Source organism: Enterococcus termitis, assembly GCF_001730305.1.
Classification (GTDB): domain Bacteria; phylum Bacillota; class Bacilli; order Lactobacillales; family Enterococcaceae; genus Enterococcus_L; species Enterococcus_L termitis.
Window position 1 is genome coordinate 45,118 of record NZ_MIJY01000005.1, and the last position, 13,814, is coordinate 58,931.

Consider the following 13,814-nt stretch of genomic DNA (forward strand, 5'->3'; position numbering starts at 1 on the left):
CTATTTTTCATATTTTTCGCACCAAAGTTCTTTATCCCAATACATCCTATCTAACTCACTCATGCTCTCATAGGATTCCCAATTTAGAGATTCTTTGTGGACCAACTTTATAAAATCAGTATTATACATAGCTTCTAAACAACGTTCCTTATCTTGCTCGTTAAGTCTGCAATATGCAGCGAATGAAAACCAGGTACTTGGTTCATTTTCTTCGGTTTCTCTTTCCTTATTTACAGCCTTCTTTTTCCAATAAATCGTTAATAATGCGCAAGGCAGTATGAAGATTGTAGCAATTGGCAGCCAGAAATCATGTTTCAATAGACCATAAGAGCACCAAACTAATGTATTCAGTGCCACGAGCTTTTGTGTCCCTATACTAATGATTCTTAACGCTTTTGGATCATGGCGATTCAACCAAATCTGTTTTGCTTGAGGAATCCACAAGATTATACTTGTCACATTTCCTGTGATTCCCAAGACTAGAAGTAACCATTCCAAAAATTCTTGTAAAAAAATACTTTTTATCATAATTCTTCCTTTCATCATAAGAGTTGATTCTAATAGGTACCATAAATAGAAAAAGTACTTACTCTAAACCCACTGAATTGGTTGTTTTTTTAATGAATCAATATTAAAACAAACCCAGCAACATCCTTTATTAAAATTTGTACTATGACCAATGAACTTGATTCTCTTTTTAAAGATCAGAATAGCCAATTTTTCTTTGTGGTGCTCAAACATTTCTGCTCTTTTTTCCGTTTCTAAAGTCGCTAACGGTAACAATAAGGCAAAAGATCTTATTTTACCTTGATCAACCAACTCAAAGCTTCTTTTAATAATTTCGTTTTGAAGACTGAAAGGAGGATTACTTATCATTAAGTCGCATTCTCTAGGTGGCTCTGTAGAAAACTACATCATCAAATAAATGAGTAGCTTTATACTTGAGTTTTAATTCTTCTGCTTGTAGTTTAAACTGACTATCATAGTTGTTGAAGGGTAACCAAATATTTTTGAACGAATATACATCAATTAGTTGGTATATGTTTTCCACTACCCATCTAGGTGTTGCCACATGATCTTTATCAATAATTTTATTCTGTTCATATAGATCCGCTATCCTTGACTCCTCCCTTCATACTTACTAAACGCTTTAAATGGCCTCCAGAAAATACCTAAAGTCCTACTATGGGCCCTCTTCTCTTCATTAAATTTAAGTATGGCTTGTTGTCGCTCGCCTTCTATTGAATCCTCTTGGGTCTAGACCGTTCATTGATGGTTTATAACTTTTCTTTTTTTTGAGCAACTTCTATTATTACCTTTGGATCAGATTTCCCCCTAAGTATTTCTTCAAAAGGGGAAGTTATCATCTGATATATCGATTGTCGACCCGTCACTATTAAATTGATCAACACTTTTACCAAAGTTTGGTAGATCATCTCCATTTTTCTGTTTTCTCTCGAAAGAAGTGATCCTAAGCTGCTATTTCAGATTCAAAGTCTTTATTTAGTAGTTCTATCTGTTCTACAAATGGACCATCTGGACAGTGTTCTGGTAGATTTGCTTTTACTAATGCTTTTGGTATCTGCGGAACCACCATATTTCCAATTCTAGCTACCTGTTTTTGTTTACTGATCGTTTTACCATTTGCATCTCTATCAAGAATGTAAGATTCTGACACGCCTTGAGCTAATGCCAATTCGTGTGGTTGAATCATTCTTAGGGTTATATCTACAATTCGATAATTCACCCCATGTATTTGTATTAACCCAAATCGATCTCTAGTAGGAATTGTATGCAAAGGTGAATCGACTGATTGCCCGTCATCACTCCCATAGTATTTTATTAAAAATGACGAATTTTGTTCTTGAATTGTTCCAGAGATACCGTGTTTTCTCATGAATTCTTCCACCTGGAGACTATTGCCAACATTACCATTCAGCCGACTAATACATTTCAATCTAAAGAGACGAGTCGAACTATAAAACAATGCGGAAATAATATGGCCGACTCTAATCAATTCTTTATCTGATTTAACTTGAGTAGATATTTTTTGAAGTTTGGCAGAAACTAAACTATGGTGATCAACTTGTGTGATTGTATCCATAGGATCTCTTAAGTCAATGCCAGCTCCTTTATAATTCCCTCCATAATGCTTAGAGAGAAATACAGTCATTAACGAATGGTGATTACTTTTCGCAGTGATTGTCCCTAGGGGTTTGTTGATATCAGTTCCTGTACTTTGTCCATAATCTTCCTTAATCCAAGCAGTAGCTAGACCAAATTTATTTCCTCCACTTGTAATTGTTCCAAATGGATTATTTAAATCTAATACTCGTTTTCCTTCTGGATCACCATACCCCATCTGAATGAACGATGGTATACCAGCAGACGATTGATCACTTTTATGTGCTTTAGTTAAAAACGGATCATTATTCTCAACAACAAACTTTTTTAATCCACGAGCAATGCGTTTCATCGTAGATTCTTTTAATGGTTTATCTCTATTGAAGATAGATTTGCTTTCTAGAGAAAAATCAATTACTTCTTTAGCAGCACGATAAGGAAGCAGCTTACCTTCTTGTACTTCCTGACTATCTCGTGGTCCATGCGTAGCCTCTGGCCAAACAATCGGCTCTCCATCTGACCGTGCTATCAGAAAAAGTCTCTTTCTTGTGGTAGGTGTTCCATAATCACATGCCTTCAAGATACGAAACTCCACCTCATACCCTAGCCTTTCCAACGTTTGAATAAATTTTTTAAATATCATACCTTTCTTTTTGGGATCTGGTTCTTCTAATTGATTCTCTTTCGGCACTACTTCTCCTGGTGAAGCCACTCGATTAACATTTTTCCACTCTTTTTTCTTTTCATCATAAACTCTGACAATCTCCTTTGTTTTAACTCGTCCGGTTTCCGGATCTCTAATTGCTCGCAGCTGACCCCAAGTTGTAAATTCCATTACATTTTCTAACATAATGACACGAGGTTTAACTTTGGCTGCCCATCTCATAGCAACCCATGCTAACCCTCTAATGTTCTTACTAACTGGAGTTGCACCTTTCGCAATACTAAAATGTTTACAGTCAGGAGAAAACCAGGCAAGAGCAACAGGCTTACCAGCTGTAGCTTTTATTGGGTCAACTTCAAAAACATCTTCGCAGTAGTGTTTCACGTTTGGGTGATTGGCTACGTGGGTGGCAATAGCATCTTTATCATGATTAATCGCAATGTCGATCGATCGTTTGATTCCACTTTCTATTCCTTCAGTTGCACCTCCACCTCCGCAGAAATTATCTACAAATAGTTCAAGGAGAGCTTTCTTCTTTTTTCGTTTCATTGAAGCATCCCCCTTGATTTTTTTGAGACTGCAGAGTATTTAATCTTTAGTTGTATAATTCCTGATACTAAAGCGGAAAGGATAGATACAACCAGAGCATTTCGAGATAAAAAGTCTACTGGATCAAAAATGTAGTTTCCATAAGTACCCACATGTGCCGAAAAAAGCAGCACGATCAATGTGATAGATACCTGGAGAAAATGTACAGCTAAATACATGAGATTAGTTAAAATCCTCATCTAATTCACTCCTATTCATCTATTATCATTGCCTGCTACTTATATATTTGATATAGTAATTATTAGTAACAGACATAACGTTTTGCGCGTTTTATTTGTTGCTTTGGCGCTTACTTTGTTCGAGCAAAGTAGGTGCTTTTTTTTCCCGGAAAAATAACTCTTCAACCCCAACATCTAATTCTTCCGCTATATCAAATGCTAACTGAAGGGGCGGTATATACTTTCCTCTTTCAATACTCTTCACTGATAATCTTGAAATTTCTAGTCTTTTTGCTAGTTCATTTTGACTCATATTTTTCGCGGTTCTTACTTCTAACACACGATTTACTATTTCTCTTCTAATCTTGGCCAACTCATTTCACCTTCTTTCTTTAAATATCAATGAATGTGCCATCAGCTCTCTCTAATGGCACATTCAATACTTCGCTTTCTAAAAATATTAAAGTGTCATCTGTTGATCTTCTTGAAGTTCTTCTTCCTGATAAGTTTCCAGGTTATTCTGATTCGACTCTTTCACATACACATATTCATTGATTAATTTAGAAAGCTGATCTGACCGCACTGTGTTATTCATATTCACATGAATATCATTATCTAGTGCGTCCTTTAATGGAACTGCATCAAAATGATCTAAGCTATTAACGGACTCGATTTCTCGTGCCAAATCATCACTATTTTCTGCATAAATGACATCAAATGAGTAGCCAGCTTCAGTTACCGTTACATAATAGCTGTTCATTTCGCTCTCGATTTCACCTATTTCTTTTTTTCCATACTGTTTTTCTGACGCTTTAATTTTTTCGTTCAACTCAAGAGTAGTTCCTAAATTTTTAACAATGTTATTAAGAGACTGCATCGACTCGTCCACATGAATATAGCTTTCATCTGTCTTCTGCTGCAATTCATCAAAAATAGTTTCGTTATTCTGATTAGCAAGAGAAGCTTCATCATATCTATATAACTCATCTGATATGTTTTGTCTGATAACTTCTAATTTTTCAACTTCACTTTTTACATTTTCAATCACTTGTTTTAATAATTTTTCATTCGTTATATCCATTAATTAATTCCTCTTTTCATAGTTGTAGCCGTGATTTGTCACATAACCATCAATGCTCCAAATACCGACTTTATTATTTTTTGCTATCTCCGCACTCTTTTCTAGTGTCGATAAAAACCTCACATTATTAGAATCATAAACAGCAACTCTCGCTAGGCCTTCTTTCACAAGAATATCCTGAAGGAGTTCTCCGTCTACAAATACATAAGATAATAGACGCTTGCTATCTGTCATATCTGTTGGATTTCCTTTATCGATCATCAATTCAATAATATTTGCCTGTTCAAGCAGTTCTTTAGTCCGATTACTGGCTTCTTTACCAAACGGTTGAACATCCAACCCCCTTTTCACAGTTTCAGGTGTATCAATTAATAAATATCTAGTAACTACACTTGTATCATTTATGATAAATTCCGTGGTATCACCATCTATAAAACGAGAAACTTCAACTGAAATTTTTGTTTCTTTCGGTAGGTCACTGTACTTATTTTCTTGTACTGTTTTATTGTTAAAGTTGACTTTATCCTTTATCTCCTTAGAAACTTGACTACATCCCGTAGAAAAAAATACAAGTAACAACCCGATAATAATTATCTTAAGCTTTTTCATTTTGCTTTTACTCCTAAGTTAGCTCTATTTGACATTCCTGTTGCTGTTCGAATGATTGATAGTACAAACCACCCTAAAGTAACGATCATCACTAGTTTGCTAAAGAACATTAACAAAGGAAATCCTAAAAAAATAAGAAAACCAATCATCAAGGAATGTTTAAGAATAAGCCCTATCACTGCGAACAACACGCAAAAGAACACTATGACGAAAAAGACTTTTGACCATCCGTTCATGTCATAAAAGATATGATCACTTCCCTGACTGATACCTTTTGATAATTGACTAACTACCATTAAAAATAGAACTTTACTAATTTCTAGCATGATTATTACCTCCTTTTTCTAAAATTATATTCCTTTTCCTCTTCCATGTCAATATAAACATGATTATATTATCGTGTGTTTATTTCCGCATTTTATTGCATCAAGAAAATATTGTTGCTATAATGACCTTGAGGTGATTTTATGGAAATAGAAGTTTTTCTTAATCAACTAAAGAACGACGGAAAAATCAACGATCTATTAGACTATTTTTCAACTGATGAATATAAATCCTACCTCTCTGATTGGTGTAATGAAAATCTTTTAGTCAAACAAGAAGCAATGAAAATCACAGGGCAATCTCTTCGTGGTATTACACAGTCACTAGAGAAGCTGCCAGCTTTCTACTTAAAAGATATTCGAAAAACAAATCAAGGAAATGGACTAACACGTCTTTATTTAAAAAAGGATATCGAAAATTATGCAAAAACAATGAAAAAAGGACCTAAGAAAAAATCTTAGTTCCTTTTTCTTTTTATATTCCCATTACGTGTTCCTGTTCATCTTCCATGTCATACTCAACTTCATACCTTTCTTCTTCTGATTCACTTTCCAACGTCTGTAACTCAATTTGTTTATTTATAGTTGATTGTTCTTTTAGATATTGATCAAGTTCTTCTTGCTGAGGAAAAGGCGCTTCAAGCTCTCTTTGTGCTACTTCCATTTGTAACTTCGTATCTCTGATTTCATCGTTTGTATCATTAATTCGATCATTTATGTGATTAACTAAATTGATTAACCGAGTGATATTCCCTGTTTTCGTGTCTGGAGTAAATTTCGTCCGGTAACTTGATTCACCCCGAAGAGAAAGGGTGTCTTCTCTCATTGTGGTTTTTTCTAAATAAACATCTAATCCGCGATAAGATCCGATTTTAATTTCAGCACTCCCCTTTTCTTTATTCAGATCGTTACCAGTCAGCTGAGAAAAAGCGTTTATCTGAATAAAGGCATCCTCTCTATTATCAATTTGTTTTCCATCGATTTCCATAAAGAACTCTTGTTGCGGGTTAGAATTTATAACAGATAAATCAGCTGAATACTTTTTAAGCTGCTCATCAAGATATGCTAACTTGTTAGGATAAGTTTCTCTTATATTTTTATCCATTCGACTTCTTGCGTTGGCCCACTGCGATCGAATTAGTTGTAAACGGGTAACCTCATTGTCTATTCCCATCTTCTCGGCCAATAGAGGGTTGTCTGTGGCGATTGCTTTCACTTCCGCTGCAGATAGCACTGTTTCGTCTAAATCGTCCATAGAACGGTTTATATTGCTTCCATTCATCACTTGAGCAATATATGTTAGTTTTTGTTCTTGAATTTGCCACAAGTATGAATCAAATGTTCCTTTTGTTACATACCGGAAAATCTCAACAGTTTCATTTTCATTTCCTTGACGTAGGATTCTCCCCTCACGTTGGGTCAAATCAGAAGGTTTCCAAGGACAGTCTATGTGGTGGGCAGCAATCAATTTATTTTGTATGTTTGTTCCCGTACCTAGTTTTTGCGTACTTCCAATAATCACACGAACCTCGCCATTTCTTACCTTTTCAAATAAATCGTCCCGTTGTTTATCTGTTTTAGCATCATGAACGAACGCTATTTCATTTTCAGGCACACCTTTAGAAAGTAATTGATCTTTAATCTCTTGATAAACATTAAACTTACCAGGTTTAGGTGTCCCACTATCAGAAAAAATGATTTGGGTAGAATTTGTGGGTTTGGTTCTTTCCCATACACTAAACACTTTTTCAGAACAAATACTTAATTTTGACTCTGGATCTCGGACCTGTTCTTCATCTATCAATCTCGAATCAATAGCCATTAATTTAGCTTCATTCGTCAGCTTTAGCATATTATCGTCGGAAGGATCAACATGTCCGTTCCGAATATCCTCAGAACGAGTGACAAATTCAGCCATCTTTCTCTCTTGATACAACGACCGTTCAGTTACAATAGTTTGGACTTTCCCTGTTTCTAATTCTGGAACAGGTAATTTAAGCATATCAGCGGTTTGAATATCCGCTACTTGGTGGAACATAGTCATTAATTCAGGTAAATTATGAAATTTAGAGAAACGGTCTCTGATACGATAACCACTACCTTCAGGGGTAATCTCTAAAGTAGACGTTACTTGGCCAAAAGTAGAAGCCCAGGAATCAAATGAGTTTAATCCTCTTTGCTTAAGCTCTTCTGGCTGAAGAAAATACTGCATAACATATAATTCGCTCATAGAATTTGATACTGGGGTTCCTGTTGCAAAAACAACATTCTTTCCATCATTCATTTCCTGAATATAGCGAACTTTACTAAGCATGTCGCTTGCTCTTTGGCTATTTGATTTACCGACTCCAGCAACATTTTGCATTTTAGTGTAAATGAACAAATTTTTATATGCATGTGCTTCATCAACAAATAGACAATCCACACCTAATTCTTCAAATGTTATCACATCATCTTTTTTCGATTCATTTGCTAGTTTCTCTAACTTTGTTTCTAGTCCTTTTTTAAATCGTTCAATTTGTTTAATAGACCATTTTTCTGCGTCAGCAGCCTTCAATTCGGCAATGATACTTAGTGCATCTTTAATTTGACTATTTAGTATAGCTCTTTGTCTTTCTTCACTCAGAGGAATACGCTCAAATTGACTGTGACCAATTATAACTGCATCATAATTTCCTGTAGCAATTCTTGATACAAACGCTCGCCTATTTTGCTTCTCAAAATCTTTTTTGGTTGTAATGAGAATATTAGCATTGGGGTAAAAAGTTAGTATTTCCTTACCCCACTGTTCTGTTAAATGATTGGGAACCACATATAGTGGCTTATTCACTAACCCATTTTGCTTTAAGTACATACCAGCTGATAACATAGCTGCTGTTTTACCCGCACCTACTTCATGAGCCATCAATGCCTTACCACTATATAAAATCCTCGCAATTACATCTTTTTGGTGTGGTCGTAATTCGACTTGTAAATTCATCTCATCGAATGTTAGATTTTCTCCATTGTACTTCCTTGGTCTATTAGTATTGAATCGATCATTATATATATCAAGAAGTTCTCTCGATCTTGCTTGGTCTTGGAACAACCATTTTTGAAATTCATATTCAATATCTTCCTGTTTTCCACGAGCAATCATTGTTTCTTTCGCATTCAGAACATACCTTACTGTGTCTCCATCAACGACTCTATCTTTAATCGTTGCTTTTTGTAGATTTAGGCTTGCTTCAAGAATTTCATAGCCATTAATTCTGTCTGTACCAAATTTTTCTGTTACAAGAACACTATTGCCATTTTTTCCTTTTTCTAACACTCTCCATGACGCATTGTGATCTAAATAGTCTACTCTAATCCGAAACTTGCCTTTAGTCATATACTCTGGAGTTTCAAATAGATCGTGCATAAATTCATCGTAAAATCGTAATGGTATCCACGGGCTACCTATCTGAAATTTGATATCGCCTTCTAACAATCTTTCTGGTTGTGCCTTCTTTAAATCCTCGATTCCTTTATCGATTTGCTTGAGTAGATCAGCATTTTTTACAGCATCACGAATAGAAATCGAACGATCTAGTTTCTCTTTAACATTTCCCGTTAAGAACTCATCTGCAATTTCCCATGCATTAAGGTTCTCTTCAGGGAGAGTATCAAAACTTCGCAATTTTGAAGGATTGAGATAAATCTCACTTCCTAATTCTTCAATTATTTCTTTGAACGTATGGTCTGGATAAAGTTCTTGAACATATTCAAAATCAATATTACGTCTTCGCATCATTGAAATTTGAACTGCATCTATTGCCTTACTTACTGTGTGAATCATTTGTTTTGGTCGTACTGTTGCCTGGTAGAAAATTGGTTGCTTGATATAGCCATCTTCTGTTTCTTTTTCAAGTGATACTAATAACGGATATTTGTTATCCGCTCTTAATATTCTCATATTGACCGGATCATTCATGTATCCACATTTATCTACAAAAGCATCGTATGTCTCATTCAGAATCTTGAGCTTCTCTTTTAGTTCACTTTCCTCATAATCGTATTGCTGAAGGGTCAATACTTCTGAAACAGCTTCTCTCACAGGAATCATTAATTTGATTCTTGTTTGGTTCATTGTTCCTTTATACTCTTCAAATTCTCCATCGACCGTATGGTAAAAGGTTCTACTTCCTACTTTAAAGAAAGAATATTGCTTAGTTTCTTCTGGAACTGTTATCTCGACTAAGACTTCTGGTAATAAGTGTGAGCTTTTTTCTTTTATTTCAATTTTTTCTATTGTTTGATCTTTCAGCACTCGGTTAAAAGCTTCATTTACTTCTTTAATCAAATCTTGATCACTTGGAGGGACAACATCTAATGTTTGCCCTTGAAAGTTCTTTACTCTTATTTCTCCAAGTATTTGTTCAGGGTGTTCAATAAAGTATTCATTCATAAACAAACCAAGGAACTCAGGGTGTTCTCTAGAATTGACCCAGTTTGGTTCCTGATATTCAGCCATCATTTCTTTCATCGTTTTCTTTTGGAAAATTAATATATCAGAAATTACTTCTGTACCAGCTGATTGCTTAAATGCTGTCTTTGGAAGTCTTACTGCACCTATAAAGTTCGCTCGTTTAGCTAAGAATTCTCTAGCACGCATGTCTTTTTTATCCATTGAACCAGCAGAGGTTATAAATAGCAATACTCCCTTTTGGTTTAGGCTATTGATTGATTTTGCCATAAAATAATCATGTACAACAAAATTGTATTTATCATATTGCTGATCTAGCACTTTGATATTATTAAACGGAAAATTCCCGATCACTAAATCCATCTTTTCTTTCAACTTAACTTTTTCAAAACCTGCGATCGACACATTTGCATCCGGATATAATTGTTTCGCAAGCCGTCCGGTTAAACCGTCTAATTCAATACCCGTCAAATTAGCACTTTTCAAATTGTCCGGCAAAGCTTGAAAAAAGTTTCCTGTCCCCATAGCTGGATCTAAAATATTACCTTTAGAAAAATCACCAAAGTTCTCAGCGAATTGATACATAGTTCTAATCAGCTTAGGATCTGTATAAAACGCAGTCAGTACAGTTGATCGTACCCCTGCATACTCTTGATCACTCAGTAAATTTTTCAATCGATTACGTTCGTCTTTCCAATTTGAAAGCTCTTCATCAAAGATTTCAGGAATGCCTCCCCATCCAGAATATTTTGCTAATACGGACTGATCCTCTTTGGTTGCTTGTTGTTGTTGTTTTTCTAATGAGTCTAATAGTTCCAATGCAATAAGATTATCTTGAGCTTTTGCTTTTTTTCCATTCTGGTACAACGTGTCATCAGAACTGTAGTAATTCTTAGATACAAGCAACGTTTCAGACATTGGGTTGTTATCCGTCTGGTTACTCTCTAAAGCTGCATCATATTCAAAATCAAACAGAGACATTTCTTCAGAAGATTCTTCCTCATTGTGTTCTTTTTCAGCAGTTCCTTTTATTGACTCTCGATATTTTCGCCCTTCCTCTGATAGATATTTACTATTAATCTTTGGAACACTCTCATTTAACCTTTCAATCACCCATGGAATTTTAGGAAAATTCATTTCTTGGTGACCATGACTAAAATGGTTTTTCTCTATGATTGTCAAATAACCAATTCTATCATCTTGACTTTTCAACGAAACAAGAGCCTCTGGACTTCCTATTTTGAAATCAATGTACCCATAATAGAAGTCATCTAATGTATATATGTCAGCTGAGTGCTCTCCATCGATAAACTTCAAATAGAATTTATCGAATTGAGCTATGGTAAATTCTTGTTCATTTTTTAAACTTGATATAACTAACAATGGTTCATTTTCAACTTCTATATCTAATGCATTGAGAGAATCATTTGACAAATCTAAGTTGGCAAGGTGCCTCTCTAAAATACTGAGATTCATATCCGATATAGACGTTCCCGGAATACGAGAGTTTATATCTTTGGTCTTTAATATCAACTGTCTTTCAAATAATAAAGCATCTAAAGAAATTTCTTTAGACGTATCTTCTACAAATTGTCTAAACTCATCCATATTTCTTACAGTAATTGTCGAGAATTGTTCAAACTCATACATCTTTTCCTGTGAAACGTCTTCAACTACAGCAAATGCCTTTTCTAGTAAAAAATTAGTTTTTTCAGAAATTGTTCCAGAATGAAAGTTGTTTCTAAATAAAAGATATGTTGCCTCGTCCTGAACAAAATCCATTATTCCTATTTTTATTTCCGGGTTTGCTGCTAAGGGGACTAAGGATAGTTCAACATCTCCACTATTTGTGTTTTCTTCAGGATAGACAGTTTTCAAATATTTCTTATATTCCACTAGTCTAGAAAAGGTGAGTTCTTTCGAGTTTCTACCAAGTCCATTATTTTCTATACCTTTTTCTCGCATTAATCTAAATAATTCATTTTCGAACGAGGTTGTCTCCCCAGTATTATTTGCCATATCCTGAAATATTTCACGCAGTTCTTCTTTACTTCTCGTGATTAAAACGCGATTAAGAAAGTGGACTTCTCTACTCTCCTTAGGATTTTCAACTACAGTAAAAACACCACTATATCCCTCAATCGCCGGGAATGTTGAGCTTAACTTTCCAAAAGATAAATCTAAATAAACAGTAGTAATGTCTTCTCCACCATTCCAAGCAAATCGAAAATGACTATTTGAAGGAAATGCTCCTTTAAAATAGTCGATTTTTCTTTGATTTGGGGTAGCAGAATTATTTTCAACGAGTTGTTCTTGAACTATTGGTTCTTCAATAACTTGAGGTAACTCATCATTAGCTACTTGATTCATTTTTGTTTCAAAAAAAGTAGAAGCTACTCGTGGATCTCCATCCAATCGAATTTCTTCTACTTCATCACTATATGGATTTAAATTCTCTAAGTGCTGCTTCATAAGAGTTAGTTCGGAATCATTTAAAACTGATCCCCTTTCTCTTGTCACTCGATTTTTTGCAACGTATAAGAGTTCTCTTTCAAAAAACAGTCCCTCTTCAGTGATTTCTCTAGTCATCGAATCTATCAAATGATCAAGTTCATCTATACTGTGTACTCTAATCTTATGCAACGGGTCCACTTCAACTATTTTATCTACACTTGGATCTTCTATTACTGCAAAAATTTGCTCGTTAATCAAACCTTCATTGGCTGCTAACTTTAAATCATGTGACGACTGATATATCGAGTGTTCCATAGTATGGAAATTATTCCTAAAAAGAAAGTATACTGCTTTATCTTCTGGAAAATGCATCAACCCGATTTCAATTTCCGGATTGGCCTTGAGAGGAGATAGACTAATCATATTATCTTTCTTTAAGTCAGGATTGGCTAAATAATCAAGGTAATCTCTATAATTCAAAAGGAATTGAAAATCAATTGTACCACCTGAAGTAAAACTTTTGACGGCTTTTGTTTTTTCAAATAACTCCTTTTCAAAAGAAAAAGTATCAACTTCTGGATCAATTATGTCCTCAAAGCATTGTCGAAACTCTGATAAACTCCTAGTTTCAATCCTACTCCCTTTAATTCTAAATAGTTTTTTAAGTGTAGGTATCTCAACGATTTCATATGAATCACTGTGTCCTTGTACATGTGGAAAGTCCCTTTGAAGACTACATCTAGAATTGGAAAGCCAAATGGAGGACATATCACCACTTGGCAATACAAAACTGAATTGTTTATTGTTTGTTAGTGTTCCTTTTAATTCACTGTAATGTCCTGTCCGATTGGTAATGGATTGACTGGAATCGTTTGTAACATCTCTTGAGTTACTATCTCTCTTATTTGGCTCAACAGGTTGTTTAGGTGTTGAATATTCTTCAATTGATCGTTTTCCGTTGGATAAGGATTTTTCTTCAGTCCAGATTTCAGAAGCTGAATTTCTCGACTGATTGCTTGTTCCTCCAGAGAATGAAGATATTCCATCAATGTTCCTTCTGCTAATTTCATGTGATACAGAGGCTGATTTTGATCTTTCAAATATGCCATTGCTATTCTTCCGTAATCTTGCAGCGGTGCCTCGAATTCTTTGTTTGTCGATAGTTGAATTTCTGTTAACTCTAAATCTTCTATCTTGGTACTTTCGCTCATTTGATCTTTCTTGTCCATATGTTTGTTCCTCCTGCTTAGTGAATTCTTTTTCGATTTCCTGTTTAATTACGTATATTTTTGACAATGCATGACGAGTAACTTCGTTGACTACATTTCCTAGGGTGAAAACTTCA

Annotated in this window: 11 protein-coding genes; 1 reads left to right on the top strand and 10 read right to left on the bottom strand. The window is 34.8% G+C overall.

All coding sequences use genetic code 11. The annotated features are described in order from the left end of the window. The 8 genes from BCR25_RS05015 to BCR25_RS05050 form a co-directional block, all read right to left on the bottom strand. Complete coding sequence (locus BCR25_RS05015) at positions 1-528, bottom strand: hypothetical protein (protein WP_069662524.1); 528 nt, start codon at positions 526-528, stop codon at positions 1-3. Positions 529-591: 63 nt separating this feature from the next. Beyond that, on the bottom strand, positions 592-876 hold the full coding sequence (locus BCR25_RS20535) for a hypothetical protein (protein ID WP_211272485.1): 285 nt from the start codon (positions 874-876) through the stop codon (positions 592-594). 595 nt (positions 877-1,471) lie between these two features. Further along, complete coding sequence (locus BCR25_RS05025; protein ID WP_069662525.1) at positions 1,472-3,337, bottom strand: DNA cytosine methyltransferase; 1,866 nt, start codon at positions 3,335-3,337, stop codon at positions 1,472-1,474. Continuing rightward, a complete protein-coding gene (locus BCR25_RS05030) occupies positions 3,334-3,576 on the bottom strand; it encodes a hypothetical protein (RefSeq protein ID WP_069662526.1) in 243 nt (80 codons plus the stop codon). Before BCR25_RS05030 ends, BCR25_RS05025 begins: the two co-directional genes overlap by 4 nt. Positions 3,577-3,667: 91 nt before the next feature. Then, positions 3,668-3,928: a helix-turn-helix transcriptional regulator gene (locus BCR25_RS05035; protein WP_211272486.1), complete on the bottom strand. Its 261-nt coding sequence runs from the start codon at positions 3,926-3,928 to the stop codon at positions 3,668-3,670. 87 nt (positions 3,929-4,015) lie between these two features. Further along, entirely contained in the window at positions 4,016-4,636 is a 621-nt protein-coding gene (locus tag BCR25_RS05040) for a hypothetical protein (protein ID WP_069662527.1), read from the bottom strand. A gap of 3 nt (positions 4,637-4,639) precedes the next feature. After that, positions 4,640-5,245, bottom strand: a complete 606-nt coding sequence (locus BCR25_RS05045; RefSeq protein WP_069662528.1) for a thermonuclease family protein — start codon at positions 5,243-5,245, stop codon at positions 4,640-4,642. Beyond that, the gene (locus BCR25_RS05050) at positions 5,242-5,571 is read right to left on the bottom strand and encodes a hypothetical protein (RefSeq protein WP_069662529.1); all 330 of its coding nucleotides are present in this window, start codon (positions 5,569-5,571) and stop codon (positions 5,242-5,244) included. The genes BCR25_RS05045 and BCR25_RS05050 overlap by 4 nt, the downstream gene beginning before the upstream one ends. Before the next feature lie 141 nt (positions 5,572-5,712). On the opposite strand from BCR25_RS05050, the gene BCR25_RS05055 reads away from it, so the two are divergent. After that, positions 5,713-6,030 carry a hypothetical protein gene (locus tag BCR25_RS05055; protein ID WP_245792215.1) on the top strand — a complete coding sequence of 106 codons (318 nt, stop codon included), beginning with the start codon at positions 5,713-5,715 and terminating at the stop codon, positions 6,028-6,030. Between the two features lie 13 nt (positions 6,031-6,043). Here the strand turns inward: BCR25_RS05055 and BCR25_RS05060 are convergent, their stop codons facing one another. Both BCR25_RS05060 and BCR25_RS20945 read right to left on the bottom strand, forming a co-directional pair. Further along, positions 6,044-13,237, bottom strand: a complete 7,194-nt coding sequence (locus BCR25_RS05060; protein WP_071879554.1) for a helicase-related protein — start codon at positions 13,235-13,237, stop codon at positions 6,044-6,046. A 53-nt stretch (positions 13,238-13,290) separates the two neighbouring features. Continuing rightward, on the bottom strand, positions 13,291-13,698 hold the full coding sequence (locus BCR25_RS20945; RefSeq protein WP_071879553.1) for a TnpV protein: 408 nt from the start codon (positions 13,696-13,698) through the stop codon (positions 13,291-13,293). Positions 13,699-13,814: the final 116 nt, after the last annotated feature.

Bases quoted from the DNA above. Each gene is read 5' to 3' on its own strand.
- BCR25_RS05055 (WP_245792215.1), top strand. From the start codon at position 5,713: ATGGAAATAGAAGTTTTTCTTAATCAACTAAAGAACGACGGAAAAATC.
- BCR25_RS05060 (WP_071879554.1), bottom strand. From the start codon at position 13,237: ATGTCCTCCATTTGGCTTTCCAATTCTAGATGTAGTCTTCAAAGGGAC.
- BCR25_RS05015 (WP_069662524.1), bottom strand. From the start codon at position 528: ATGATAAAAAGTATTTTTTTACAAGAATTTTTGGAATGGTTACTTCTA.
- BCR25_RS05045 (WP_069662528.1), bottom strand. From the start codon at position 5,245: ATGAAAAAGCTTAAGATAATTATTATCGGGTTGTTACTTGTATTTTTT.
- BCR25_RS20945 (WP_071879553.1), bottom strand. From the start codon at position 13,698: ATGGACAAGAAAGATCAAATGAGCGAAAGTACCAAGATAGAAGATTTA.
- BCR25_RS05040 (WP_069662527.1), bottom strand. From the start codon at position 4,636: ATGGATATAACGAATGAAAAATTATTAAAACAAGTGATTGAAAATGTA.
- BCR25_RS20535 (WP_211272485.1), bottom strand. From the start codon at position 876: ATGATAAGTAATCCTCCTTTCAGTCTTCAAAACGAAATTATTAAAAGA.
- BCR25_RS05030 (WP_069662526.1), bottom strand. From the start codon at position 3,576: ATGAGGATTTTAACTAATCTCATGTATTTAGCTGTACATTTTCTCCAG.
- BCR25_RS05050 (WP_069662529.1), bottom strand. From the start codon at position 5,571: ATGCTAGAAATTAGTAAAGTTCTATTTTTAATGGTAGTTAGTCAATTA.
- BCR25_RS05025 (WP_069662525.1), bottom strand. From the start codon at position 3,337: ATGAAACGAAAAAAGAAGAAAGCTCTCCTTGAACTATTTGTAGATAAT.